General features: G+C 75.6%; 25 protein-coding genes and 1 pseudogene. 17 read left to right on the forward strand and 9 right to left on the reverse strand.

Going from position 1 to position 23,784, the window contains the following annotated elements; translation table 11 throughout:
- Positions 1-7 precede the first annotated feature (7 nt).
- Positions 8-1,153, forward strand: coding sequence for a cystathionine gamma-lyase (locus O7628_RS20515; protein WP_278132864.1), 1,146 nt, complete (start codon positions 8-10; stop codon positions 1,151-1,153).
- Positions 1,154-1,492: 339 nt separating this feature from the next.
- On the opposite strand, the gene O7628_RS20520 is transcribed toward O7628_RS20515, so the two are convergent.
- Positions 1,493-1,693, reverse strand: coding sequence for a DUF397 domain-containing protein (locus O7628_RS20520; protein ID WP_278132866.1), 201 nt, complete (start codon positions 1,691-1,693; stop codon positions 1,493-1,495).
- Positions 1,694-1,696: 3 nt separating this feature from the next.
- Positions 1,697-2,542, reverse strand: coding sequence for a helix-turn-helix transcriptional regulator (locus O7628_RS20525; protein ID WP_278132868.1), 846 nt, complete (start codon positions 2,540-2,542; stop codon positions 1,697-1,699).
- A gap of 227 nt (positions 2,543-2,769) precedes the next feature.
- On the opposite strand from O7628_RS20525, the gene O7628_RS20530 reads away from it, so the two are divergent.
- From O7628_RS20530 to O7628_RS20540, 3 genes are all read left to right on the forward strand, one after another.
- Positions 2,770-2,973 (forward strand): hypothetical protein, encoded by a 204-nt coding sequence (locus tag O7628_RS20530; RefSeq protein WP_074473792.1) that lies wholly within the window; start codon positions 2,770-2,772, stop codon positions 2,971-2,973.
- On the forward strand, positions 2,970-3,185 hold the full coding sequence (locus tag O7628_RS20535) for a hypothetical protein (protein ID WP_074473793.1): 216 nt from the start codon (positions 2,970-2,972) through the stop codon (positions 3,183-3,185). Before O7628_RS20530 ends, O7628_RS20535 begins: the two co-directional genes overlap by 4 nt.
- Before the next feature lie 248 nt (positions 3,186-3,433).
- Complete coding sequence (locus tag O7628_RS20540) at positions 3,434-4,531, forward strand: D-alanine--D-alanine ligase family protein (RefSeq protein ID WP_278132869.1); 1,098 nt, start codon at positions 3,434-3,436, stop codon at positions 4,529-4,531.
- An 86-nt stretch (positions 4,532-4,617) separates the two neighbouring features.
- On the opposite strand, the gene O7628_RS20545 is transcribed toward O7628_RS20540, so the two are convergent.
- Both O7628_RS20545 and O7628_RS20550 read right to left on the reverse strand, forming a co-directional pair.
- Positions 4,618-5,154, reverse strand: coding sequence for a DUF3515 family protein (locus O7628_RS20545; protein ID WP_278136364.1), 537 nt, complete (start codon positions 5,152-5,154; stop codon positions 4,618-4,620).
- 99 nt (positions 5,155-5,253) lie between these two features.
- Positions 5,254-5,487 carry an Lrp/AsnC ligand binding domain-containing protein gene (locus O7628_RS20550; RefSeq protein WP_043962303.1) on the reverse strand — a complete coding sequence of 78 codons (234 nt, stop codon included), beginning with the start codon at positions 5,485-5,487 and terminating at the stop codon, positions 5,254-5,256.
- A gap of 215 nt (positions 5,488-5,702) precedes the next feature.
- Between O7628_RS20550 and O7628_RS20555 the strand changes: the two genes are divergently transcribed.
- Both O7628_RS20555 and O7628_RS20560 read left to right on the forward strand, forming a co-directional pair.
- Positions 5,703-6,641, forward strand: coding sequence for a thiamine-phosphate kinase (locus O7628_RS20555; RefSeq protein WP_074473795.1), 939 nt, complete (start codon positions 5,703-5,705; stop codon positions 6,639-6,641).
- Between the two features lie 30 nt (positions 6,642-6,671).
- Entirely contained in the window at positions 6,672-7,139 is a 468-nt protein-coding gene (locus O7628_RS20560) for a GNAT family N-acetyltransferase (protein WP_278132870.1), read from the forward strand.
- Between the two features lie 49 nt (positions 7,140-7,188).
- Here the strand turns inward: O7628_RS20560 and O7628_RS20565 are convergent, their stop codons facing one another.
- Both O7628_RS20565 and rpmB read right to left on the reverse strand, forming a co-directional pair.
- Entirely contained in the window at positions 7,189-8,478 is a 1,290-nt protein-coding gene (locus O7628_RS20565) for an ATP-grasp domain-containing protein (protein WP_278132871.1), read from the reverse strand.
- A gap of 92 nt (positions 8,479-8,570) precedes the next feature.
- The gene (gene rpmB, locus O7628_RS20570) at positions 8,571-8,762 is read right to left on the reverse strand and encodes a 50S ribosomal protein L28 (RefSeq protein ID WP_007075181.1); all 192 of its coding nucleotides are present in this window, start codon (positions 8,760-8,762) and stop codon (positions 8,571-8,573) included.
- Positions 8,763-9,040: 278 nt separating this feature from the next.
- On the opposite strand from rpmB, the gene O7628_RS20575 reads away from it, so the two are divergent.
- Together O7628_RS20575 and recG are read left to right on the forward strand one after the other, a co-directional pair.
- Positions 9,041-10,678 (forward strand): DAK2 domain-containing protein, encoded by a 1,638-nt coding sequence (locus O7628_RS20575; protein ID WP_278136365.1) that lies wholly within the window; start codon positions 9,041-9,043, stop codon positions 10,676-10,678.
- On the forward strand, positions 10,675-12,921 hold the full coding sequence (gene recG / locus O7628_RS20580) for an ATP-dependent DNA helicase RecG (protein WP_278132874.1): 2,247 nt from the start codon (positions 10,675-10,677) through the stop codon (positions 12,919-12,921). Before O7628_RS20575 ends, recG begins: the two co-directional genes overlap by 4 nt.
- A gap of 533 nt (positions 12,922-13,454) precedes the next feature.
- Here the strand turns inward: recG and O7628_RS20585 are convergent.
- Positions 13,455-14,726, reverse strand: coding sequence for a cell wall anchor protein (locus O7628_RS20585; protein ID WP_278132876.1), 1,272 nt, complete (start codon positions 14,724-14,726; stop codon positions 13,455-13,457).
- A gap of 311 nt (positions 14,727-15,037) precedes the next feature.
- Between O7628_RS20585 and rsmD the strand changes: the two genes are divergently transcribed.
- The 8 genes and pseudogenes from rsmD (at position 15,038) to mutM (ending at position 20,797) form a co-directional block, all read left to right on the forward strand.
- Positions 15,038-15,601, forward strand: a complete 564-nt coding sequence (gene rsmD, locus O7628_RS20590; RefSeq protein WP_278132878.1) for a 16S rRNA (guanine(966)-N(2))-methyltransferase RsmD — start codon at positions 15,038-15,040, stop codon at positions 15,599-15,601.
- Positions 15,598-16,086 (forward strand): pantetheine-phosphate adenylyltransferase, encoded by a 489-nt coding sequence (coaD, locus tag O7628_RS20595; RefSeq protein WP_074473802.1) that lies wholly within the window; start codon positions 15,598-15,600, stop codon positions 16,084-16,086. The genes rsmD and coaD overlap by 4 nt, the downstream gene beginning before the upstream one ends.
- Positions 16,087-16,388: 302 nt before the next feature.
- Positions 16,389-16,886, forward strand: coding sequence for a hypothetical protein (locus O7628_RS20600; protein WP_074473803.1), 498 nt, complete (start codon positions 16,389-16,391; stop codon positions 16,884-16,886).
- A 109-nt stretch (positions 16,887-16,995) separates the two neighbouring features.
- Positions 16,996-17,559 (forward strand): YceD family protein, encoded by a 564-nt coding sequence (locus tag O7628_RS20605; RefSeq protein ID WP_043962314.1) that lies wholly within the window; start codon positions 16,996-16,998, stop codon positions 17,557-17,559.
- 5 nt (positions 17,560-17,564) lie between these two features.
- On the forward strand, positions 17,565-17,738 hold the full coding sequence (rpmF, locus tag O7628_RS20610) for a 50S ribosomal protein L32 (RefSeq protein WP_043962315.1): 174 nt from the start codon (positions 17,565-17,567) through the stop codon (positions 17,736-17,738).
- Between the two features lie 114 nt (positions 17,739-17,852).
- Positions 17,853-18,881 carry a phosphate acyltransferase PlsX gene (locus O7628_RS20615; RefSeq protein WP_074474040.1) on the forward strand — a complete coding sequence of 343 codons (1,029 nt, stop codon included), beginning with the start codon at positions 17,853-17,855 and terminating at the stop codon, positions 18,879-18,881.
- Positions 18,882-18,978: 97 nt separating this feature from the next.
- Positions 18,979-19,698 (forward strand): annotated as a pseudogene (gene rnc, locus O7628_RS20620) (ribonuclease III); the annotation flags it as partial.
- Between the two features lie 241 nt (positions 19,699-19,939).
- Positions 19,940-20,797, forward strand: coding sequence for a bifunctional DNA-formamidopyrimidine glycosylase/DNA-(apurinic or apyrimidinic site) lyase (gene mutM, locus O7628_RS20625; protein WP_278132881.1), 858 nt, complete (start codon positions 19,940-19,942; stop codon positions 20,795-20,797).
- 38 nt (positions 20,798-20,835) lie between these two features.
- Here mutM and O7628_RS20630 read toward each other — a convergent pair whose 3' ends face one another.
- Both O7628_RS20630 and O7628_RS20635 read right to left on the reverse strand, forming a co-directional pair.
- Positions 20,836-21,714 (reverse strand): endo alpha-1,4 polygalactosaminidase, encoded by an 879-nt coding sequence (locus tag O7628_RS20630; protein ID WP_278132883.1) that lies wholly within the window; start codon positions 21,712-21,714, stop codon positions 20,836-20,838.
- 205 nt (positions 21,715-21,919) lie between these two features.
- On the reverse strand, positions 21,920-23,170 hold the full coding sequence (locus O7628_RS20635) for a CAP domain-containing protein (protein ID WP_278136366.1): 1,251 nt from the start codon (positions 23,168-23,170) through the stop codon (positions 21,920-21,922).
- 356 nt (positions 23,171-23,526) lie between these two features.
- Between O7628_RS20635 and O7628_RS20640 the strand changes: the two genes are divergently transcribed.
- Complete coding sequence (locus tag O7628_RS20640; protein WP_036374707.1) at positions 23,527-23,721, forward strand: hypothetical protein; 195 nt, start codon at positions 23,527-23,529, stop codon at positions 23,719-23,721.
- Positions 23,722-23,784 lie beyond the last annotated feature (63 nt).

A 23,784-nucleotide genomic window follows, 5' to 3' on the forward strand; every position in this document is an offset into this window, starting at 1 on the left:
GGCCCGCGTGACGACCCCCGGCACCGACGGCGAACCCACCGACGGCGAACCCACCGACGGCGACGGCACCCGGTGCGTGCGGGCCGGGCTGCCCGAGCCCGCCCCGGGGCAGCCGTTCCTGCCCGGCCCGGTCTTCGCCGCGCCCTACCACCTCGACCCCCGGCAGGGCCCGGCGGCGGCACCGAACGGGTACGGCCGGCCCGACAACCCGACCCGCCGGCTGCTGGAGGCGGCCATCGGCGAGCTGGAGGGCGGCGACGTGCGCGTCTTCGCCAGCGGGCAGGCGGCGATCACCGGCCTGCTGCTGGCCGTGCTGCGCCCCGGCGACACGGTGGTGCTCCCCGCCGACGGCTACTTCCCGGTGCGGGCGTTCGCCACCGACACCCTCGCCGGGATCGGCGTGCGCGTGCTGTTCGCGCCGACCGCCGGGCCGTACCCGTCGTTCGCGGGGGTGCGGCTGGTGCTGCTGGAGTCGCCGGCGAACCCCGGCCTGGACGTCGCCGACGTGCCGGCCCTGGCCGCCGCCGCGCACGCCGCCGGGGCCCTCGTGGCGGTGGACAACACGACGGCCACCCCGCTCGGCCAGCGCCCGCTGGACCTCGGCGCCGACGTGGTCGTCGCCTCCGGCACGAAGGCCCTCACCGGCCACTCCGACCTGCTGCTCGGCTATGTGGCGACCCGCTCCGCCGGGCTGCTCGACCCGGTCACCGCCTGGCGCACCATGACCGGGGCGGTGCCGGGGGCGTTCGACGCGTGGCTGGCGCACCGCTCGCTGGCCACCCTGGACCTGCGGCTGGCCCGGCAGAGCGCCAACGCGGCGGCGCTGGCCCGGCTGCTCGCCGGCCGTCCCGACGTCACCGGCGTGCGCTGGCCGGGGCTGCCGGGCGACCCGGCGTACGCGCTGGCCTCGGCCCAGCTGCGCCGGATGCCCGGGGTGGTGTCGTTCGACCTCGGCGACGCCGAGCGGGTGGCCCGGTTCCTCACGGCGTCCCGGCTGGTGGCCGCCGCGACCTCCTTCGGCGGGCTGCACACCACCGCCGACCGGCGGGCGCAGTGGGGCGACGACACCCCGCCCGGGTTCGTCCGGCTCTCCTGCGGCGTGGAGGACACCGCCGACCTGGTCGCCGACGTCACCGCCGCCCTGCTCGCCTGAAAGGAAGGGCCCCCTGTTAACGCCTCCGGTAGAGGAGGGTTCCCTTCTCACGCCGAACAGCCCGGCCCGCCGGGGCGGGGCGCCGGCGGGCCGGGAACGAGGTGGTCCACCCGCCGGCCGGCGGTGCGGACCGGGCGGCGGGTGGACCACGACGAGGGGCCGGACGTGCCGGCCGGTGGGGCCGCGCGGTCCGGCCGGGACGGGACCTCCCGGCCGGACCGCGCGGCGGTCAGCGGCGGTCTGCGCCGGTCACGCGGCCACTGACGGTCACGCGACCGGTGGCGGCCACGCGGCCGCTGGCGACCACGCGGTCACTGACGGTCGCGCGGCCGGTGGTGGTCACGGGCGGGGCGGCGCGGCGGCGAAGGCGGCCCAGGCGGTCGGCGGGAAGAGCAGCGCCGGGCCTGTCTGGTCCTTCGAGTCGCGGACGGCCACCGCGCCGGGTACGACCGCCATCTCCACGCAGGCTCCCTCGTCGCCGCTGCGGCTGCTCTTGCGCCATCGCGCCGCCGCCAGGGCCGCGCTCGTCGTCGGGGTCATGTTCTACCGTCCCTTCAGGAGTCGGAGGAGCTGGTCCCGGGTGGCCGCGGGGCTGAGTGCGACCGTCCGCAGGTGCTCCATGATCTTGGTGCAGGTACGCAGGTCGCCGGGCCGGTCGAGGACCATCTGACCGGCGACGGTTTCCACCGACGCGATGATCGGGTCCTCCGGGTCGGGGAACTCCAGGATGTGCAGCGACCCCCTGGTGCCCCGGTGGTAGCCGGCGGACAGGGGGATCACCTGGACCGTGATGTTGGGCAGCTCGGCCATCTTCAGCAGGTGGTGCAGCTGCGCCTCCATCACGGCCTGGCCGCCCACGGGGCGCAGCAGGGCGCCCTCGTCGATGATCGCGTCGAGGATCGCCGGGTCGTCGCCGGTGATCCGCTGCTGCCGGTCGAGTCGCAGGTGGACCCGCTGCTCGACCTGCTCGTCGCTGAGGGTGTGCGGGCCGCCCCGCATCACCCCCCGGATGTAGTCCGCGGTCTGGAGCAGGCCGGGCACCACCGACGGCTCGAAGTTGGCGATGCCGGAGGCCTCCGCCTCGAGCGCGATGAAGTCGATGGTGCGCCGGTCCAGCAGGTACGAGTAGGACACCCACCACCCGGGCTTGCGGGCGTCCTTGGCGAGCTGGACGGCGGCGGCGATCTCGTCGGCACCCACCCCGTACAGGGTGAGCAGGGCGCGCACCGTGGCCGGGCTGATCAGCGTCTGGGCGTTCTCGTACCGGGACAGGGTGCTGCGGGTGCTGTTGATCTCGTCGGCGGCCGCTTCGAGGGTGAGGCCGGCCGCCTCCCGGTGCGTACGCAGCGCGATGCCGAGCCGTCGGGCCCGGGCCGTCTTCGGTGCCATGCGTCGATGGTGGCACACCTGCCCGGGAAGATGCACATGAGAGAACGGCGATGAGAGTTGCATTCACGCCGATCAGCGTGCAACCTGTGACCAGTTCCTCACCGCCGGTTGTCGTGGCGACGGCGGTGGTGAGTGACCGGAGGGGATGGGGCGCGTGGCGATCGGGTTTTCTCCCCCGTACCCGATCGCCGCGTGCCGCCACCCGGGACGCACCGGAAGGGACTCGCATGACGGTGACCGCCTGCTGGCCCCGGGTGTCGCGGTGCCGCTGGTGCGCACACCCCGTGCTGCGCGACAACGACGACGCGTGGATCCACGCCCACCTGGCGTACGTCTGCCGGGACCGCTCCGGCGGGCTGGCGGCGACCACCGCGGAGCCGGAGGGTTCGCCCGGCCGGCCGGCGTGGGGAGCTGCGGGAGGCCGGCGGTGACCCGGTTCCTGGTGGTGCTCACCGACGTCCGTCCGGTGGACGGCGTGCGCCGGGACGAGCGGCAGGCCCCCGAGCGGCGGCGGCAGGTCGTCGGGGCGAGCAGCCGGGAGGCGGCGGACCGGATCGCCGGCGCGTTCATGGCGCTGGGCATGGTGCGGGCCGGGCGGCAGCGGGTGAAGGTGATCGCCGTCGGCCGCCGCTACGGCCTCTGACCACGGGTTGTCGGTCGCCGCCACGGCCTCTGACCGGCGCGCCGTCGGTCGCCGCCCCGGCCGCTGGCGGGGCTGCTGTCCGGCGTGATCCGATTACGCAGAGTATATGCAGTGTTGACCGGTTGCGCAGTGCTGCCGCTTCTCCCCGGGTATCAACTCCGTTGTCCGGCCACGCACAGTAAGGTCATCCGGGTGGGCGCCGCCGGCGAGCACCACGAGCCTCGCAGTCGCGACGAAAGGGTGACCGAGTGACCACCCCAGGCAAGACCCGTGTGGCCCTCGTCTTCGGCGGCCGCAGCCCCGAGCACGGCATCTCCTGCGTCAGCGCCGGCAGCGTGCTCGGCGCGCTCGACCCGGACGAGTTCGAGGTGGTCCCCGTGGGCATCACCCGCGCCGGCAAGTGGGTGCTGACCAGCGGCGATCCGGCCCAGTTGGCGATCAGCGCCCGGCAGCTGCCGGAGATCACCGCCGAGGCCGGCGCCGACCTCGTGCTGCGGGCCGACCCCACCGGCAACGGGCTGCTGGTGCTCGACCCCGCCGCGGGGCCCCGGGCGCTCGCCGACGTCGACGTGGTCTTCCCGGTGCTGCACGGCGCGTACGGCGAGGACGGCACCATCCAGGGCATGCTGGAGATGGCCGGCATCCCCTACGTCGGGGCGAACGTCTTCGCCTCCGCCGCCGCGATGGACAAGGAGTTCACCAAAAAGCTCTGCGCCGTCGAGGGCATCCCCGTCGGCCCGTACGCGGTGCTGCGCAGCGGGGTCACCCTGTCCGAGGAGGACAAGCGGCGGCTCGGGCTGCCCGTCTTCGTCAAGCCGTCCCGGGCCGGCTCGTCGTTCGGCATCACGAAGGTCGACGACTGGGCCGACCTGGAGGCCGCCGTCGCCACGGCCCGGGAGATCGACCCGAAGGTGCTGGTCGAGGGCGCGATCGTCGGCCGGGAGGTCGAGTGCGGCGTGCTGGAGGGCGAGGCCGGCGCCGGCGCGGAGGCGTCCGTCCTGGCCGAGGTGCGGGCCGGGGGCGACCACGACTGGTACGACTTCGAGGCGAAGTATCTCTCCGAGCCCGAGTACGACCTGCCGGCCACCCTGCCCGACCACGTCACCCGGCAGGTCCAGGACTACGCCGTCCGCGCGTTCGCCGCCCTGGACTGCGCCGGGCTGGCCCGGGTCGACTTCTTCGTCACCCCGGACCTGGACGTCTACCTCAACGAGATCAACACGATGCCCGGCTTCACCCCGACGTCGATGTTCCCGCTGATGTGGGCCGCCTCCGGGCTGGAGTATCCGAAGCTGGTCAACCGACTGATCCGCACCGCCCAGCGGCGCGGCGTCGGCCTGCACTGAACGCGCGCACCAGCCGGCGGCGGCCGGCCGGCGCAGCCGGTGACGGCGGGTCGGCCGGCGGTGGCCGGGCCGGGCCAGCCGCACGGTCAGCCGACGCAGCCGCCGGGGGCGTCGCCGCCGGAGGGCACCGAGGCGACCACCACGTCGGAGATGGGGCTGACCCACTGCAGAGCCGAACCGTAGGTGCGGGGCACGGTCACCCGCACCGCCGTCTCCCGGTCCAGCGTGGTGAGCACCGTCGCGTCCGGGCCCTCGGCCGCGTGCCAGCAGACCTTGTTGACGACCCAGACGTCGTCGGTGTCGCCCGGCTCCGGCTCCGCGCCACCGCAGGCGATGGTGAGCGCCGGGTCGCCGTACGCGGCGTTCTGCTCGGGGCCGGCGGTGACCGGCCGCTGGGCCAGGTCGCGCACGGTCGGCGGGAGCTGCGACGTCAGGGCCCGGCACACCGTCTCGGGCCGCTCGGCCAGCCGGGGGGCGGCCATCTCGACCGGCACGGTGGACCGTGGCCCGGCGCTGCTCGCCGTCGGGCCCGGCCCGGCGGCCGGCGCGTCCGGGGTCAGCTTGGCGAAGGTGAACCCGGCCACGGCCACGGTGACCGGCACCGCGACCAGCGTGGCCAGCAGCGCGGCGCTGCGGTTGGTGCGGTCCCGGCGCGGCGCGCCGGCGGCGTCGGTTGCCTCCGGCCCGGCCGGGGACTCGGTGGAGGAAGTGATCTCGTCCACTTACAGGCGCACCACCGAACACGTGAGGGTGCGGGTGATGCCGGGCACCATCTGCACGTTGCTGACGATGAGTTTGCCGAGCTCGTCGACCGTGTTGGCCTCGGTGAGCACGACCACGTCGTACGGCCCGGTGACGGCGTCGACCCGCACCACGCCGGGAAGGTCGCCGATCAGGCCGGCCACGTCACGCGCCCGACCCACCTCTGTCTGGATGAGGATGTACGCCTGTACCACGACTCGACCTCCGTCCGTCGCCGCCGCTGGGCGGCCCGAAGGGTGAAACTACCTTACGGACCAGGTCTGATCCCTATCGGTGGCCAAGGAGAAGCGGTGAGCGAGCGCGACGGGCGCGACGGCGGGCGGGCGGCGGGACGATCCCGGGTCCCCGGCGGGCGGGGCAGGGGACCGTCCCGGGTCCACGGTGGGCACGGGTGCGGCGGGGAGCGGGCATGAGCGTGACCGGAATCGGCGAGTTCGGGTTGATCGACCGGGTCACCGCCCGGCTGCCCCAGGGGGCGTCGTGCCTGCTCGGGCCCGGCGACGACGGGGCGGTGCTGGCCGCGCCGGACGCCCGGGTGGTCGCCTCCACCGACGTGCTCGTCGAGGGGCGGCACTTCCGCCGGGACTGGTCCGCCGCCCGCGACGTCGGGCACCGGGCGGCGGCGGCCAACCTGGCGGACATCGCGGCGATGGGCGCCACCCCGACCGCCCTGCTGGTGGCCCTGTGCATGCCGGCGGATCTCGACCCGGCCTGGGCCGAGGAGCTGGCCGACGGGCTCGGGGCCGAGGCCGCCACCGTGGGCGCGAGCGTGGTCGGCGGCGACATGTCGGCGAGCCCCACGCTGACGATCGCCGTCACCGCGCTGGGCGACCTGGGCGGCCGGGCCCCCGTCGTCCGCTCGGGCGCCCGCCCGGGGCACGTCGTGGCGCTCGCCGGCCGCAGCGGGTACGCCGCCGCCGGCTACACCGTGCTGTCCCGGGGCTTCCGCACGCCGAAGATCCTGGTCGAGGCGTACCGGCGGCCCGAGGTGCCGTACGCGGCCGGGGCACACGCCGCCCGGCTCGGGGCCACCGCCATGATCGACGTGTCGGACGGGCTGCTCGCCGACCTCGGGCACGTCGCCCGCGCCAGCGGGGTCGGCATCGACGTGCGGCGGGACGCCTTCGAGGTGCCCCGGCAGATGCGCGACGCCGCCCAGGCGCTCGGGGTCGACCCGTACTCGTGGATCCTCGCCGGCGGCGACGACCACGCGCTGGCGGCCACGTTCCCTCCGGCGGTGGCGCTGCCCGACCCGTGGCGGGCCGTCGGCCGGGTGACGGAGGGCGCCGGCGTCACCGTCGACGGCGAGGCGTACGACGGCCCGACCGGCTGGGACCACTTCCGGTAGGGGCCCGGCCGGCGACGTACCCTTTCCCCCGTGAGCGAGATCGAGATCCGCCCGGCCCGCTTCGACTCCCCGGAGGCCCAGGCGCTCATCCGGGCCGCCCTGGCGGACCTGGGCCGGCGGTACGGGGGCAGCGGCGACGACACCCCGGTCGACGCCGCCGAGTTCGTGCCGCCGCACGGCGCGTTCCTGGTGGCCTACCTCGCGGGGGAACCCGTCGGGTGCGGCGGCTGGCGCAGCCACGGCGACGCCGGGGAGACCGCCGAGCTGAAGCGCATGTACACCAGCCCGCAGGCGCGGGGGCGGGGCGTGGCCCGGGCGGTGCTCGCCGCCGTCGAGCGGTCCGCCCGCGAGCACGGGCGCAAGCAGCTCGTCCTGGAGTGCGGCGACAAGCAGCCCGAGGCGATCGCCATGTACAGCACGGTCGGCTACGAGCGCATCCCGAACTTCGGCTTCTACCGGGACCACCCGGGCTGCCTCTCGTTCGGCCGCACCCTCTGACCGACCCGCCCGGCCCGCCGCCGGGTCGGCCGCTGCGGGCGGCGGGCCGTCAGGCGACGGTGACGCGGATCTCGGCGGCGGCGGCGCGGGCGGCCCGCTCGGCCTCGGCCGGGTCGACGCCCCAGGCCAGCACGTGCCCGCTGCGCCGGCCCGACGACGTGACCGGCGCGACGGTCGCGCCGACGGCGGTGTCGAGCTGCACCTCCAGCACCCCGGCCACCCGGCGGGCCGGCCGCAGCCCCTCGATGCCGGTGACGGTGCCCGGCTGCGCGAGCAGGAACTCCACCGCCGCCGCCCCGGTCGGCCTGGCCGGCAGCGCCGGCCGCTCGCCGCGCAGCACCCGCAGGTACGCGTCGATGAAGCCGAACTCGTAGCCGATCGAGATCAGCGCGGTGATCATGTCGCCGGGCAGCCGGGCGGCGCACTCCACCAGGTGCGGAACGCCGCCCGCCTCGGCCGGCTCGGTGCCGGGGCGCGGGCCGACGACGATCCACTCGCTGTGCAGCACCCCGGTGCGGAAGCCGGCGGCGGCGCACAGCCGCCCCGCCGCGTCGAGCAGGTCGCGGCGGGCCGCCCCGGGCAGCGCCGACGGGACGGTGTGCCCCGTCTCGACCGGCAGGGGACCGGGCAGCACCCGCTTGTCGGTGACGTTGCCGAAGATCACCTCGCCGTCGGCGACGAGCAGCTCGACGCTGTGCTCCCGGCCGTCGAGCACCTGCTCGGCGAGGACCTGCGTGGGCAGCCCCCGGTCGGTGGCCTCCGGTGGGGCCTCCGGGGACGCGGTGGCCGCCCAGGCGGCCGGGATCTCGGCCGGGTCGGCGACCAGCCGCACGCCGAGGCTGCCCGAGCGCCGGGTCGGCTTGAGCACGCAGCGACCGCCGTGCCGGCGCGCGAACTCCATCGCCTCCGCCGGCCCGCCCACCAGCGCGTACGCCGGGTTCGGCAGCCCGGCCCCGGCGGCGAGCAGCCGCATCCGGTGCTTGTCGGAGAAGATGTCGGCGGCCTCCGCCCCGGCGCCGGGCAGGCCGAGGCGGGCGGCGAGGCGCGCGGCGGCGCCGACGGCGTACTCCAGCCCCGGCATGACGAGGCGGGCCCCGGCCAGCTCGGGCTCGCGGGCGAGCAGCGCGTCCGCGTCGAAGCCCGTCTGGTATTCGGCCGGCACGACCCGGGCCAGGACGGACAGCCGCCCGACCAGCTCGTCGACGCCACGCCGGTCGATCACGTCGGGCTCCTCGACGACGACCACGCTGCCCGCCGGCAGCTCCTCGTCGAGCCAGCGCAGGGTGCCCAGCGAGGCCCCGACGACGATCATCTCGGCGGGGCCCAGGCCCAGGTCCAACGGATGCCTCCCTGCTGGAACGCGCACACCACAAGCCGGCGGGCCCTCGGGCCCGCCGGCTTGTCGACGATGGGTGGGTCGGCGCTACCGCGTCAGGCGCGGGTGACCTTGCCGGCCTTGATGCAGGAGGTGCAGACCTTCAGCTTCTTGGTGGTGCCGCCACCGGCCGGGGTGCGCACCGACTGGATGTTCGGGTTCCAGCGGCGGTTGGTCCGCCGGTGCGAGTGGGACACGTTGTGGCCGAAGCCCGGCCCCTTGCCACAGACGTCGCACACGCTAGCCACGGGATACTCCTGGGATTGATACGTTCATGAGGTCGCCGCCAGGCGCAGCCCGGGCAACCTGGCCAGGTTACCCGATGCCCCCGCCGCTGCCCAACCGGGCCCCTGGTGACGCCGCGGCAGGGGCGTCCCCGGCGCTGGTCGCCGCCGTCATGTCGCCGTTGTGCCGCCACTGGATCGCCTTCGGGGGCGTCGCCGTGCCGCAGCGGTGCCGCCGCCGGTCGCCGACATGGTGGCGTCGTCCCGGGCGGGTGTCGGTGCGCGCCAGTAGGCTTCCCGACGTGCTGGACACCCTCGACGCCGCCGCGGTGCGCCGCTGGTGCGCGGGCGGGCTGGCCGCGCTGCGCCGGCACCAGGGCGAGATCGACGACCTCAACGTCTACCCGGTCCCCGACGGCGACACCGGCACCAACCTGGTGCTCACCCTCACCTCGGCCCAGCAGGCGCTCGCGATGGACCTGGCCACCCTGCCCGACGGCGGTCCCACCGCACACGGGCACGCGCTGCGGCTGATGGCGCGCGGCGCGCTGCTGGGCGCCCGGGGCAACTCCGGGGTCATCCTGTCGCAGATCCTGCGCGGCCTCGCCGACGCCCTGGCCGCCGCCCCGGCGGTGCGGGGCCGGCAGCTCGCCGCCGCGCTCGGCGACGCCACCGCCGCCGCCTACTCCGCCGTGGCCGAGCCCGTCGAGGGCACCGTGCTCAGCGTGGTCGCCGCGGCGGCCCACGCGGCCGGCGCGGCCGACAGCGACGACCTGCCCGCCGTCGCCCGGGCGGCGGCCGGCGCGGCGGCCGAGGCGCTGGCCCGCACCCCCGAGCAGTTGCCGGCGCTCGCCCGCGCCGGCGTGGTCGACGCCGGCGGCCGGGGGCTCTGCCTGCTGCTCGACGCGCTGGTCGAGGTGGTCACGGGCGAGAGTCCGCGCCGGCCGGCCCCCGCGCCCCGCCCGGTCCGCCCGCCGGCCACGGCCGCCCGCGAGACCGGCTCGCCGGACTACGCGTACGAGGTGCAGTTCCTGCTCGACGCCGACGCCGACGCGGTGGCCCGGATGCGGCGGACCCTGGCCGGGCTCGGCGACTCGCTGGTCGTGGTCGGCGACGGGGCCGGCGGCGCGGCGTCGGCCACCTGGAACGTGCACGTGCACGTCAACGACGTCGGCGCGGCGATCGAGGCGGGGGTGGCGGCCGGCCGTCCGCACCGGATCTCGGTGACCCGCTTCGCCGACCAGCCGCCCGCCGCCCCGGTCGACGCCGGCGCGGCGGCCCCGACGGGCGACGGCCGGGCGGCCGTGGTGGTCGCCTCGGGGGCGGGCATCGCCGAGCTGTTCGCGGGGGAGGGGGCGACCGTGGTGCCGGGCAACCCGTCCACCGGCGCGCTGCTCGACGCGATCCGCGCCACGGCGGCGGCCCGGGTGGTGGTGCTGCCCAACGACCCGAACACCCAGGCCGTCGCCCACGCCGCCGCGCGGGAGGCGCACGCCCTGGGGGTACGGGTCAGCGTGGTGCCGACCCGGTCGCCGGTGCAGGCGCTGGCCGCGCTCGCCGTGCGCGACCCGCAGCGCCGCTTCGCCGACGACGTCATCGCGATGGCCGAGGCGGCGGGGGCCTGCCGCTACGCCGAGGTCTGCTGGGCCAGCCGCGAGGCGCTCACCGTCGCCGGCCCGTGCCGCCCCGGCGACGTGCTGGCCCTCGTCGAGGGCGAGGTACACCTGATCGGGGCCGACCTCGCCGACACCTGCACGGCCGTGGTCGACCGCATGCTCGGCGGTGGCGGTGAGCTGGTCACCCTGCTCTCCGGGGCGGACGCCCCCGAAGGGCTGGCCGACGCCGTCGCCGAGCACGTCGCCCGACGCTGGCCGTTCGTGGAGGTCCAGGCATATGCGGGCGGCCAGCCGCACTATCCGCTCCTGGTGGGGGTCGAATGACGACGACGTCCGAGCAGGCCACGGTCGACACGCCGCTGAAGAAGCTGGTCGGGGAGAAGACGGCCAAGGCCCTGGCCGCCCACCTCGACCTGCACACCGCCGGCGATCTGGTCCACCACTTCCCCCGCCGCTACGACGAGCGCGGCGAGCACACCGACATCCGGTCGCTCGACGTCGGCGAGCAGGTCACCGTGCTGGCCCAGGTGCGGCGCACCGACGTGCGGCCGATGCGCCAGCGCCGGGGCAAGCTGCTGGAGGTCACCGTCGGCGACGACTCCGGCGGGGTGCTCACCTGCACCTTCTTCGGCAACCAGGCGTGGCGGGAGCGGGAGCTGCGCCCCGGCCGGTGGGGGCTGTTCGCCGGCAAGGTCACCGAGTTCCGGGGCAAGCGCCAGCTCAACGGCCCGGAATACGTGCTGCTCGGCGAAGGCGGCGACGGCGAGGCCGCCGCCAACGAGGAGGTCGAGGAGTTCGCCGGGGCGCTGATCCCGGTCTACCCGGCCGCCGCGGCCGTGCCGACCTGGGTGATCGCCCGCTGCGTGCGGGTGGTGCTGGACACCTTCACCCCGCCGGAGGACCCGCAGCCCGCCACCGTCCGGGCCACCCGCAACCTGATCGACCTCGGCACCGCCCTGCGCGAGATCCACCGGCCGTCGAGCAAGGAGGCCCTCTACCGGGCCCGCCGCCGGCTCAAGTGGGACGAGGCGTTCGCCGTGCAGCTCACCCTGGTGCAGCGCAAGCACCGGGCCGCGGCCTGGCCGGCCCGGTCCCGGCCGCCGCGGCCCGGCGGGCTGCTCGACGCGTTCGACGCCCGGCTGCCGTACGAGCTGACCGGCGGGCAGCGGGCCGTCGGCGCGGAGATCGCCGCCGACCTGTCCACCGCCCACCCGATGCACCGGCTGTTGCAGGGCGAGGTCGGCTCCGGCAAGACGGTGGTGGCGCTGCGGGCGATGCTCCAGGTGGTCGACGCCGGGGGCCAGGCCGCCCTGCTCGCCCCGACCGAGGTGCTCGCCGCCCAGCACCACCGGGGCATCCTCGACCTGCTCGGCCCGCTGGCCCGGGCCGGGGAGCTGGGCGCCGCCGACGGGGCCACCTCGGTGGAGCTGGTCACCGGCTCGCTGGGCGCGGCGGCCCGCCGTCGGGCCCTCGCCGAGGTCGCCGCCGGCCGGGCCGGCATCGTGCTCGGCACCCACGCCCTGCTCTACGAGGGCGTCGACTTCGCCGACCTGGGCCTCGTCGTGGTCGACGAGCAGCACCGGTTCGGTGTGGAGCAGCGCGACGCGCTGCGCGCCAAGGCGGAGCAGCCGCCGCACGTGCTGGTGATGACCGCGACGCCGATCCCGCGCACGGTGGCGATGACCGTCTACGGCGACCTGGAGGTCTCCGCGCTCACCCAGCTCCCGCAGGGGCGCTCGCCGATCGCCTCGCACGTGGTGCCGGCCGCCGAGAAGCCGGCGTTCCTCGACCGGGCCTGGCGTCGGCTGCGCGAGGAGGTCGCCGCCGGCCACCAGGCGTACGTGGTGTGCCCCCGGATCGGGGACTCGGCGTCGGGGTCGGGTGGCTCGGGGTCGGGTGGCTCGGGGTCCGGGGCGGAGGAGGAGCCGCCCCGGGAGGACGACAACGGCCGCCGGCCACCGCTCGCGGTCACCGAGGTCGCCCCGCTGCTCGCCGAGGGGCCGCTGCACGGGCTGCGGATCGGGGTCCTGCACGGGCGGCTGCCCGCCGACGAGAAGGACGCCGTGATGCGCGCCTTCGCCGACGGCGAGCTGGACGTGCTGGTCGCCACGACCGTCATCGAGGTCGGCGTCAACGTGCCCAACGCCACCGTGATGATCGTGCTGGACGCCGACCGGTTCGGTGTCTCCCAGCTGCACCAGTTGCGCGGCCGGGTGGGCCGGGGCTCGGCGGCGGGGCTCTGCCTGCTGGTCACCGAGGCGGCCGAGGGCTCGTCGGCCCGGGAACGCCTCGACGCGGTGGCGTCCACCACGGACGGCTTCAAGCTCGCCGAGCTCGACCTGGAGCAGCGCCGCGAGGGCGACGTGCTCGGGGCGACCCAGTCCGGCCGGCGCTCGCACCTGCGGCTGCTGTCGCTGCTGCGCGACACCGACCTGATCCGCGACGCCCGCGCCGAGGCGATCGCGCTGGTGGAGGAGGATCCGGAGCTGGCCCGTCATCCGGCGCTGGCCGCCTCGGTGGCCGCCCTGGTCGACGCCGAACGCGCGGAATACCTGGAAAAGGGCTGACCGGCCGGGGCTTCCCTGCTGGCCGTGGCTCCCTGCCCGCCGCAGGTTCCTGCCTGGGACGGCTGCCTGTCTGGGCCGGTTACCCGACTGGCGGGTGCCAGGCCGATGATCGACTCCATGTCGGCGACATGGCGGTATCCGGGCCCTGCTGATACCGCCATGTCGCCGACATGACAGCTCGGTCCCCGGTGGCGGGCTCAGGCCGCGCCGGGTCCGTTGCGGGCCCGCCGGGGCGGACCGTGCCTGCGTGTACGCCCGCGCCAAGATCGTGCTGAAACACGGATCGAGTGGCGTCCGAGCGGGGCGCGATGCCACTCGATCCGCGATCGAGCGCGATCTACCCGTTGGGCGCTGGGCGTGCGGGGCGAGACATCCGCCGCGACGCACCCCGCCCCCCGCCGCGAGGCACCCACCCCCGCGAGGCACCCACCCCCGCCACCCCAGACGCGAGGCACCAGAGAGCAGACACACGGCGAGGGCGCGTCGACCGGGGTGGTCGACGCGCCCTCGCCGGTGCGTCAGATCAGTTCAGCTCAGGCGGTGAAGCGGATCCGGCGACGCCGGGCCAGCACGAAGAGCACCGCGCCGACCGCGAGCAGGGCCGCCGCGCCGGCGGCGATGCCGCCGGCCGCCGCGCCGGTCACCGGGAGGCCACCCTCCTGGTCGCCACCGCCGGAGCCGCCCTCCTCGCCGCCCTCGCCGTCCTCGCAGTCCTTCGGCTGCTCCCACTTGATCGCCTCGCCGGAGGCGAGGTCACCGGTGACGGTCACGGTCAGGCCGGGGCTGGCCGGGAAGGTGACGGTGACGTCGCGGCCGGGCTCGACCGTGACGGTCTTCGGCTCGCCGGTGCTCGGGGTGAAGGTCGAGGTGAGGGTCGCGCCGTTCTCCGGGTTCGCGATCCGGAAGATCATCTCGTCGCAGGTCGACTCGTAGCCGCCGTCGGGCTCGCCGACCTCGGGCTCCTGGCAGTCCTCGGGCTTGGCCCAGCCGCCGGTGAAGTCCTCCATGCCGGGGGCGGTGACCTTGAGCTCCTGCGCCTGGCCGGGGTTCAGCTTGCGGGTCTCGATCTTGCGCATCGGCACGGAGACGGTCTCGGTGTAGCCGCCGCTGCCGGTGATGGTGAACGCCGCCGCCGCGTTGCCGCTGCGGTTGACCAGGGTCAGCTCGACGTTGCCCTCGCAGTCGGACTGCGCGATGACCTCGGGGACCGGGCTGCACGTCTCGGAGCCGCCGTTGTACCAGGCCTGCGGGCCCTTCGACTGGGAACCGATGCCCTTGGGGCTGCCGACCTTGCGGTTGTTGTACCGCGGGCCGGTCTCGGTGAGCGGGTCGATGATCTCGTCACCGAAGACGAAGTCGACCTGGGTGTAGCACTGGGGGACCTCGACCTTGAAGTCGAGGGTCGCCACGCCCAGCTCGCCCGCGCCGACGCCGGTGAACTTCTTGACCGACTTGTCGAGCACGTACTGGGGGAAGGCGATCTTCGCCGACGGGGCGACGTACGAGACCAGCGCGAGGGCCTGCTCCTCGCCCTCGCAGAGCGGGCCGTTGACCAGCGTGATGCTGGCCTCGCCGCGCTTGCCCTTGAAGGTGTGCGTGTAGCGGGCGTCGGCCGCGCTGACGCAGGCCGGTCCCTCGTTGGCGGGCGAGGTCGCCGCGGCGGTCGGGGTGGGCGACGCCGTGGCGGTCGGCGAGGGGCTGGTCGCCAGGGCCGGCGACGAGACCGCGAACGCCGTGGCGAGGCCGGCCAGGGCGGCGGCGGCCACGACGAGCGGTCGCCGTGGCGACAGCTTGGGACGGATCACGCGTACTCCCGGGGTGAAGAAACGTCAGGGTGCGGCGCGGGCAACGGCGGTCAGCGGTCGCGGCCGGGTCAGGCGCGCCCGCGACGACGCCTCCCGGCGCCGGTGGGCCGGCGGAGCGCAGCCGGCACCCGGCAGACCCTAGCGAGAACGCGCCGACCGTTACAGCGCTCAGATAGCCCTAAGGGTGATGTTATGAACTTGAGATCATTGATATACGTAACGTGTTCGCGTGGGGACGCCGGCGGCACGCACGGTGCCGCCCGCCCCGGTGCCGGCGTCGCGTAGCGTCGGGGCATGAGCAGGAGCAGTCGGTGACCCGGATCGTCGCCGGGGCGCTCGGCGGCCGGCGCATCGCCGCGCCGCCCGGCGCCGGCACCCGGCCCACCTCCGACCGCGTCCGGGAGGCGCTGTTCAGCGCCGTGCAGGCCGAGGTCGACCTGGCCGGGGCGCGCTTCGCCGACCTGTACGCCGGGTCGGGCGCCGTCGGCCTGGAGGCGCTGTCCCGGGGGGCGGCGCACGTGCTGCTGGTCGAGTCCGACCCGCGCGCCGCCCGCGTGGTGCGGGAGAACATCGCCACGCTGCGGGCCGCCCCGGCCGCCCGGCTCGTCACCGGCAGGGTCGCCACGGTGCTGGCCGCCGGCCCGGACGGCGGGCCGTACGACGTGGTCTTCGCCGACCCCCCGTACGCCGTGCCCGATGCCGACGTCACCGCGATGCTGGCCGCTCTGGTCGACGGCGGCTGGCTGGCGGCGGACGCCCTCGTGGTGGTCGAGCGCTCCAGCCGGACCGGGCCGGTCGGCTGGGTGGAGGGCGTCACTGCCGAGCGCAGCCGCCGTTACGGCGAGACCACCCTTTGGTACGGTCGCCGATCATGAGACGTGCGGTGTGTCCCGGCTCGTTCGACCCGGTCACCAATGGACACCTCGACATCATCGGGCGGGCCGCCCGGCTCTTCGACGAGGTGATCGTCGGCGTGCTGATCAACCAGTCGAAGAGTGGCCTGTTCACCGTCGAGGAGCGGATCGAGATGCTCCGCGAGGTCACCTCCTCCTACGAGAACGTGCGGGTCGCGTCCTTCCGCGGTCTGCTTGTCGACTTCTGCCGCGCCCAGCGGGCCAGCGTCCTGATCAAGGGTCTGCGGGCGGTCAGCGACTTCGACTACGAGCTCCAGATGGCCCAGATGAACATCGGCCTGGCCGGCGTCGAGACGCTGTTCATGCCGACGAACCCGCTCTACTCCTTCCTCTCCTCCAGTCTGGTCAAGGACGTGGCCAAGTGGGGCGGCGACGTCTCCGCCCACGTGCCCGACCTGGTCCGCGAGGCCCTCCAGGTCCGGCTCGGCCCGCCGCCGCGTTCCTGACCTGCGGCGGTGGTCCTTCGCCCGGCCGCGCGGCGGGCCGGCCTGACCGGCGGTGGTCCTTCGCCCGGGCCGGGTCGCCCGGCCGCGCGGCCAGGCGACCCGGCGGCGGGCCGACGCCCCCGACCGGCGGGTCCGGCCGGCCGGCCCGGCCGTGCACGACGCTCTGACCGGCCGCGACACGACGCGCCGGGCGGGGTGGATCGGCGGGCGGTGGCCGGGGCGCGACATGATGGTTCGAGCGGGAACCCGGCCGTAGCCCGCATCATGTAGGTCGGCCGACGAACGACAGGAGTGAGGTACCGGTGGACCCGCTCGACCGCATCGACGAACTGATCGCCATGGTGGAGCAGGCCCGCTCCGTCCCGATGTCGCGGAACAACTGCATGGTCGACCGGGGTGAGATGATCGCCGCGCTCGACGAACTGCGCGCCGGCCTCCCCGCCGACCTGCGCCGGGCGGCGGCCCTGCTGGAGGAGCGGGACAAGATCATGGATGCCGGCAAGCGGGAGGCCGACCGGATCATCAGCGAGGGTGAGGCGGAACACGCCCGCCTGGTGTCGGTGAACGAGATCACGGTCTCCGCCGAGCACGAGGGCGCCCGGATCATCGCCGAGGCCCGGGCCGAGGCGCAGCGGCTGCGCGAGGAGGTCGACGACTACGTCGACACCGCGCTGGCCAACTTCGAGCAGTTCCTCACCCGGGCGCTGGCCTCCATCGAGCGTGGCCGGGACAAGATGCACGCGCTGCGCGAGATCGGCACCTTCGGTGGGGACGAGGCCGACCGCCCGCTACCCTTCTGAGCGGCACCTCAGCAGCCGACAGGCGGGGCGGGCGTCGCCCCCGGTTCGACGGTGCGGGGGCCGCCCAGGTAACCTTTTTTGTCGGCCTCTCACTGGCCGGAGTCTGACTATGCCCAAACACTCGCCTTCATCACTCAACCCCAAGGCGCCGCTGGTCCTCGACACGAGGGACCTGCCGCGTCGCCCTGGCGCGTTGCGTACGCTCCGGCGGGTCGTACCGGCACCGAAGGACCTCGGCGTGGAGTTGATCGGCGTGCCGGAGGGCGCGGACCTCGACCTCGACCTGAGGCTGGAGTCGGTGTCCGAGGGGGTGCTCGTCTCCGGGACCGTCAGCGGTCGCGTCAAGGGCGAGTGCGGGCGTTGCCTGCGTGAGATCGACGACTCGGTGGCCGTGCCCGTCCAGGAGCTGTACGCGTACGAGAACAGCACCACGGACGCCACGACCGACGAGGACGAGGTGGGCCGGATGCAGGACGATCTGATCGACCTGGAGCCGGCGCTGCGGGACGCGGTGGTGCTCATGCTGCCGACCAACCCGCTCTGCCGGGAGGACTGCCCAGGGTTGTGCCCCGAGTGCGGGGTGCACTGGGACGATCTGCCGGCCGACCACAGTCACGAGCAGATCGACCCGCGTTGGGCGGGCCTGTCGCAACTGAACCGTACAGAGGAGTAGGAACCGTGGCCGTCCCGAAGCGCAAGATGTCGCGCAGCAACACCCGGTCCCGCCGGGCGAACTGGAAGGCGACCGTGGTGGCGACCACCGCCTGCCCGCAGTGCAAGTCCCCGAAGCTGCCGCACGCCGCGTGCTCCGTCTGTGGCACGTACAACGGCCGCCAGGTTCTCGAGGTCTGACCTGGACGCCGAGTGACGCCCCCGACCCCCGGTCGGGTGGCGCGCGCATCCTGGCGATCGCCCGGTGCCCCGGCTCCCGCCGTCGCCGGCCGGCCCGTTCCGGCCGGTGTCCCGCTGGAGCCGGGCACCGCGCGGATCGCCGTTGACCTCCTCGGCGGGGACGACGCTCCCGCCGTCGTGGTTGACGGCGCTCTGCTTGCCATGCGCGCCGACCCGGACCTGCACCTCCTGCTCGTCGGCCCCGCCGAGGTCGCCGACGAGCTGATCGGTGCCCTCGACCCGGCGCAACGCGCCCGGGTCACGGTCCGGCCGGTGCGTGCCGCCGTCGGCATGGCCGAGAACCCGGTCGCCGCCCGCGCCGACAGCACCGTACGCACGGCCGCCACCGCCGTCCGCGACGGCCTCGCCGACGCGATGGTCTCCGCCGGCTCCACCGGCGCGACCGTCACCGCGGCGGCGCTCGGCCTGGGCCGCTGGCCGCACGTGCGCCGGCCGGCCCTGGTCGCGACCCTGCCGGCGGTCGCCGGACCGGTGGTGCTGCTCGACGTCGGCGGCTCCCTGGAGCCCGGCCCCGCCACCCTCGCGCGGCACGCCGTGCTCGGCGCGGCCTACGCGGCCGTCGCGCACGGCGTGGTCGAGCCGCGCGTCGGGCTGCTGTCGGTGGGCACCGAGGCGGGCAAGGGGGACCGGCTGCGCCGCAGCGCCGACCCGACGCTCGCCGCCGCGCCGCTGCCCTGCGCCGCGCGCTACGTGGGCCTCGTCGAGGGCTACGACATCGCCTCCGGCCTGCGCGCCGACGTGGTGGTCACCGACGGGTTCACCGGCAACGTGCTGCTGAAGGCGATCGAGGGCGCGTACGCGATGGCCGGCGGGCCCCCGCCCGGCGGCGGCGCCCCCCGGGCCGCCGCCCTGCTCGGGGTGGCCGGCACGGTGGTGGTCTGCCACGGCGCGGCCCGGGGCGAGGACGTCGCCTCCGGCATCGCCCTGGCCGCCCACCTGTGGCGTCGCCGGGCCACCGACACCGTCTCCGTCCTGCTCGGCGTCCCCGGTGGCGTCGGCCCGGCCGCCGGGATGGCCCTGGAGAGCTCCGCGCAGTCCGGTGACCACACCGAGCGCACCACCGACACCGAGGTGAGCCTGTGACCGCCCGTACCGTCCCGACCGGCCGCGTCGACGCGCCGGCACCGGCGGGCGCGCCCGGCGCGCGCCGTCCGGTCGTGAACCGAGAGGTAACCGCATCATGACCATCGACAGGCGGCGGCGTGCGCCGATCGGTCACCTGGAGACCGCGTTCGGGGTCTCGCTGGACCCGGAGCTGCTGGAGCGGGCGCTGACCCACCGCTCGTACGCGTACGAGAACGGCGGTCTGCCCACCAACGAGCGGCTGGAGTTCCTCGGCGACTCGGTCCTCGGGGTGGTGATCACGACCGCGCTGTTCCACAACCACCCCGACCTGCCGGAGGGCCAGCTCGCCAAGCTGCGGGCGAGTGTGGTCAACATGCGGGCGCTCGCGGACGTGGCGCGGGGCCTGGGCCCGGACGGGCTCGGCGCGTACCTGCTGCTGGGCAAGGGCGAGGAGAGCACCGGCGGCCGGGACAAGGCGAGCATCCTCGCCGACACCCTGGAGGCCCTGCTCGGCGCGATCTACCTCCAGTACGGCCTGGACACCGCCGCGATCGTGATCCACCGGCTGTTCGACCCGCTGATGGCCGAGTCGGCCGGGCGGGGCGCGGCGCTGGACTGGAAGACGAGCCTCCAGGAGCTGACGGCGGCCCTCGGGCTGGGCGTGCCCGAATACCGCATCGAGGGCACCGGGCCGGACCACCTCAAGACGTTCACCGCCTGGGTGGTGGTCGCCGGCAACCGGTACGGCGGGGCGGAGGGGCGCAGCAAGAAGGAGGCCGAGCAGCGGGCCGCCGAGTCGGCCTGGCGGGAGCTGACCGCCCAGGCCGAGCGGGAGCAGGCCGAGGCGGCACGACGGGAGCGGGCCGAGCAGGCCGAGCGGGAGCGCGCCGCCGCCGGGGCCGCGGACGGGCCCGTCGAGCCGGGCGCGGTCAACGGGACGGACGTCGTGGGCGTGGCCGGCGAGGTCGACCCGCCGGGTGTCGCGGGCGCGTCGGCGCTGGTCGCTGCCGACGGCGAGCCTGCGAACGCCTCGACCGGCGAGCACACGGACGCCCCAGCGGCCGGCGAGGCGAACCGTGCCTGAGCTGCCCGAGGTCGAGACCGTCCGGCAGGGCCTGGCCCAGTGGGTCACCGGCCGCCGGATCGTCGGCGTCGAGGTGCGCCATCCCCGGGCGGTGCGCCGGCACCTGGCCGGGCCGGCGCACTTCGCCGACGTGCTCGCCGGGCGGACGGTGCTCGACGTGCGGCGGCGCGGCAAGTACCTGTGGCTGCCGCTGGACAGCGGCGACGCGATCGTCGGCCACCTCGGCATGTCCGGTCAGCTCCTGCTCCAGCCGGCGACGGCGGCCGACGAGCTGCACCTGCGGGTCCGGTTCCGGTTCGCCGACGACGGCCCCGAGCTGCGCTTCGTGGACCAGCGCACGTTCGGCGGGCTGGCGGTCTCTGCCGGCGGGGCCGAGCTGCCGCCCGAGATCGCGCACATCGCCCGGGACCCGATGGACCCGGATTTCTCCGACAGCGCCTTCGTCGCCGCCCTGCGCCGGCGGCGCACGGAGGTGAAGCGGGCGCTGCTCGACCAGACCCTCGTCTCCGGGGTCGGCAACATCTACGCCGACGAGGCGCTGTGGCGGGCGAAGCTGCACGGGGCCCGGCCGACCGACCAGCTCACCGCGCCTGTCGCACAGCGGCTGCTCGGCCACGTCCGGGACGTCCTCGGCGAGGCGATCTCCGAGGGCGGCACCAGCTTCGACGCCCTCTACGTCAACGTCAACGGCGAGAGCGGCTACTTCGACCGGGCGCTCAACGCGTACGGGCGGGAGGGCGAGCCGTGCCGGCGGTGCGGCGCGCCGCTGCGCCGGGAGGCGTTCATGAACCGCTCCTCGTACAGCTGCCCCCGCTGCCAGCCCCGGCCCCGGGCGGCGCTGCGGGGCTGACCCGCCGCGCGGTCGCCCGCCCGCCGGCCGGGCCCCGCTCAGTCGCCGCGGGTCCCGTTGCGCCCGGGGGCCGGCGGGGCGTCCGGGCAGGCGTCCCGCCACGCGTCCAGCGCGCGCCGCTTCTGGATGGAGGCGAAGCCGTACCCGAGGGTGGTCACGCAGAACTCGTCGGGGTCGCCCGCGTACTCGACGTGGAACACCGGCTTGCCGGCGTCGGCGAACGGCAGCAGCTTGGCGCACTGGCGCAGCCGGACGCACTCCTCGTTGACGGCGAAGTCGAAGTCCGGCGCGAGCGCGGTCACCTGCGGCACGTCCCCGAGCAGGCCGGGGGACAGCTCCAGCGAGCGGGCCAGGGCGGCGACCCGCCGGTTGAACCGCAACTGGTCGTCGAAGTCCAGGTCGAAGCCGGTCGGGTGGGCGTAGCCGTCGGCGTCGGCGAGGGCGACCGCCCCGAAGCCCTTGCCCCGGCACAGCCGGAGCCGGTCGGCCAGGATCGGCTCCAGCACGTCCCACCGCCGCACGTCCACCCACCGGGTGCCGGGCGACCGGCCGGCCGCGCCGCCGACGTCCGCCGGGTACCGGTCGGCGTCCGGGTCGGTCCGCGCGTACGCGCCGACGCCGACCTGGCAGACCAGCCGGCGGTCGCGGCCGCGCAGCGCCGCGGTCTCGGCGCTGGTGGTACGCACGGGGTCGAGCAGGAACACGTCCGCCTCGACCGTGGTGTCGAGGGGGCCGGTGAGCTGCCACTGCCAGCGCCAGTGCCGGGCCTGGCCGGGCGGCCACGGGGTCGGCGCGCCCGGCGGCGTCACCACGGCCCGGCAGCCGTACGTCGTCGTCACCAGCGTCAGCGCGAGGAGCAGGCGCAGCAGTCGGCGCGGCGCGCGCCCGACGCCGGACGGCGGCGGCCCGATCCGCATCGGCAGCTCCGCAGGTCGCGGGGCGGCGTCCGGCCGCCCGGAGACGGGTGCGTCCACCGGCCGCCCGCGGCGCACCGGCCGTCGGGCCGTCCCGCGACGGACCTGCCGCCCCGGGCACCGCGCCCGGCGCGCCTCACCCGGTCAACGAGCGGGGCCCCCGGGACGACTCGCCTCTCCCCGTCCCGGGGGCCCCGCCCGGCCCGGGTCAGCGCGGGGTGCCGAAGTCCTGCGTCCAGTAGGGCCCGTTGCTGTTGGCGATGCCGACGCCGATCTCGGTGAAGGAGCAGTTCAGGATGTTGGCCCGGTGCCCCGGGCTGTTCATCCAGGCGTCCATCACCGCGGCCGGGGTCTGCTGGTTCCACGCGACGTTCTCGCCGTACGCGCGCCAGGCGTAGCCGGCCCGGTCGAGCCGCTCGCCGACGTCGCTGCCGTCGCTGCCGTCGTGCGTCATCTTCCGGTGGTCGGCCTGGTCCTGGCTGTGCGCCTGGGCCGCCGCCATGAGCTTGTCGTCGATCTTCAGCGCGCCGCACCCGGCCTCGGCCCGCTCCGCGTTGACCAGGTCGACGATCTCCTTCGCCTGCGCGCTCACGCCGGGCGCGGCGGCGACCCGGGGCGTGGCCGGGGCGCTGCTGCGCTGGTTGCTCCGCGACGCGGCGGTGCTCCGGCTCAGCTTCGGGGTCGGCTTGGCCGTCCGGCTCGGCGAGGGCGACGGGCTGGCGCTGGTCGGCGAGGCGCTCGGCGAGGGCGACGCCGACGGGCTGGCCGAGGTGGCGACGGTCGGGTCGGCGGGCGCGACGACCGGGGCGTCGGCCGCGGCCGGGTCGGTCCGTGGGGTGTCCCCGCCGGGCAGCACGAGGGCGGCGACGCCGAGGCTCACCACCAGGGTGGCCGCCGCGGCGGCGCCGCCGATCAGCAGCGGGCGGGAAAGCCGCCGGGCGGGCCGGTGCCGTCCCTCGCCGCCGCCCGCAGCGGTGCCGGGGCGGCGCGCGGCGGCGGGGTGGGCCGGCACCGCGGCGGCCGGCGTGGCCGCGCCGCCGGTGGGGCCGGGGACGACCGGCAGCGCCCGGGTGTGCTCCGCCGCCGGGGCGGGGCGGTCGGCCGGATACCACTGGTCGGTGGCCCGCTCCGGGGCGTGCCACCGATCGCCCGGTGCCTCCGGCGCGTGCCACTGTCCGCCCGGCCGTTCCGGCGAGTGCCATTGACCGTTCGGCTGTTCCGGGGAGTGCCACCGGGCGGTGGGCTCCTCCGCCCGGGGCCGGTCGGCCGGCGACGCAGGGGGCCCGGAGGTGTGCCGTTGGTCACTCGGCTGGTCCGGTTCGTCCCCGAACAGGTAGGTCGACCGGGGTGCCGGGCGGTCGGTCAGCCAGGCCGGCTCGTCGGCCGGGGGCTCCTGACGCCGCCGCGCGACCTCCGGGTCGTTCGGGTCGGTCCAGCCGTACACGCCTGTCGCCTCCATGGGTCGGTTGCGGGCCGGGGTGACCGTACGGGCGCGCCGCAAGCTGCGGCAACGTGGCTAAGAAAGAGTTAAGACGAAAGCGCTTCACGCGGGGTGAGTTCCGTTGTTCCCGGGCGTACAGTTAACGCGTCCGGACAGAGAGTGTCCGCGCCTTGTGGCAGCCACCGACAAGCGGCCCGGCCGACGTGAAGATGATCTACGGCCTGCGCTAACTTGACGAATGAGGGGTTGTCGGCTCAATATGTAGGTGTCGCCAGTCGCGCCCGTTCGTGCCCAGAATCGCTGGGAATGACAGCCGCGTACGAGTGGGCGCGCGTTGGTCCGGCCTTTCCGGCAGCGCATATCAAGGAGTCAGCATGGCGAAGGCCCTCTACGGCCACGTAGGTGCAGCGCCCGATCGGCGTCTGCTCGACGAGGTCACCCGACTGCGGTCCAGGGTTCAGGCCCTGGAGTTCGAGATCACGCGTCTGCGCGCCGAGAACGATCGGCTCGCGGCGGCTGCGGCGGAGGCGGACGACCTCCTCCGGCTGGCCGAGCCGGCGCTGACCTGATCTTCCGCAGGTCCGACAACTGAATCGCACCACGCAGAAATCGCGCGCCGACACTTAATGTGC

Origin of the sequence: Micromonospora sp. WMMD956 (assembly GCF_029626125.1) — a bacterium.
In the GTDB taxonomy this organism is placed as follows: Bacteria; Actinomycetota; Actinomycetes; order Mycobacteriales; family Micromonosporaceae; genus Micromonospora; species Micromonospora carbonacea.

Excerpts from the sequence above, each read along its gene's own strand:
- O7628_RS20530 (WP_074473792.1), top strand. The coding sequence starts at position 2,770 with ATGACGGTGACCGCCTGCTGGCCCCGGGTGTCGCGGTGCCGCTGGTGC.
- O7628_RS20630 (WP_278132883.1), bottom strand. The coding sequence starts at position 21,714 with ATGCGGATCGGGCCGCCGCCGTCCGGCGTCGGGCGCGCGCCGCGCCGA.
- O7628_RS20640 (WP_036374707.1), top strand. The coding sequence starts at position 23,527 with ATGGCGAAGGCCCTCTACGGCCACGTAGGTGCAGCGCCCGATCGGCGT.
- recG (WP_278132874.1), top strand. The coding sequence starts at position 10,675 with ATGACGACGACGTCCGAGCAGGCCACGGTCGACACGCCGCTGAAGAAG.
- O7628_RS20605 (WP_043962314.1), top strand. The coding sequence starts at position 16,996 with ATGCCCAAACACTCGCCTTCATCACTCAACCCCAAGGCGCCGCTGGTC.
- O7628_RS20525 (WP_278132868.1), bottom strand. The coding sequence starts at position 2,542 with ATGGCACCGAAGACGGCCCGGGCCCGACGGCTCGGCATCGCGCTGCGT.
- O7628_RS20520 (WP_278132866.1), bottom strand. The coding sequence starts at position 1,693 with ATGACCCCGACGACGAGCGCGGCCCTGGCGGCGGCGCGATGGCGCAAG.
- coaD (WP_074473802.1), top strand. The coding sequence starts at position 15,598 with ATGAGACGTGCGGTGTGTCCCGGCTCGTTCGACCCGGTCACCAATGGA.
- O7628_RS20555 (WP_074473795.1), top strand. The coding sequence starts at position 5,703 with ATGAGCGTGACCGGAATCGGCGAGTTCGGGTTGATCGACCGGGTCACC.
- O7628_RS20635 (WP_278136366.1), bottom strand. The coding sequence starts at position 23,170 with ATGGAGGCGACAGGCGTGTACGGCTGGACCGACCCGAACGACCCGGAG.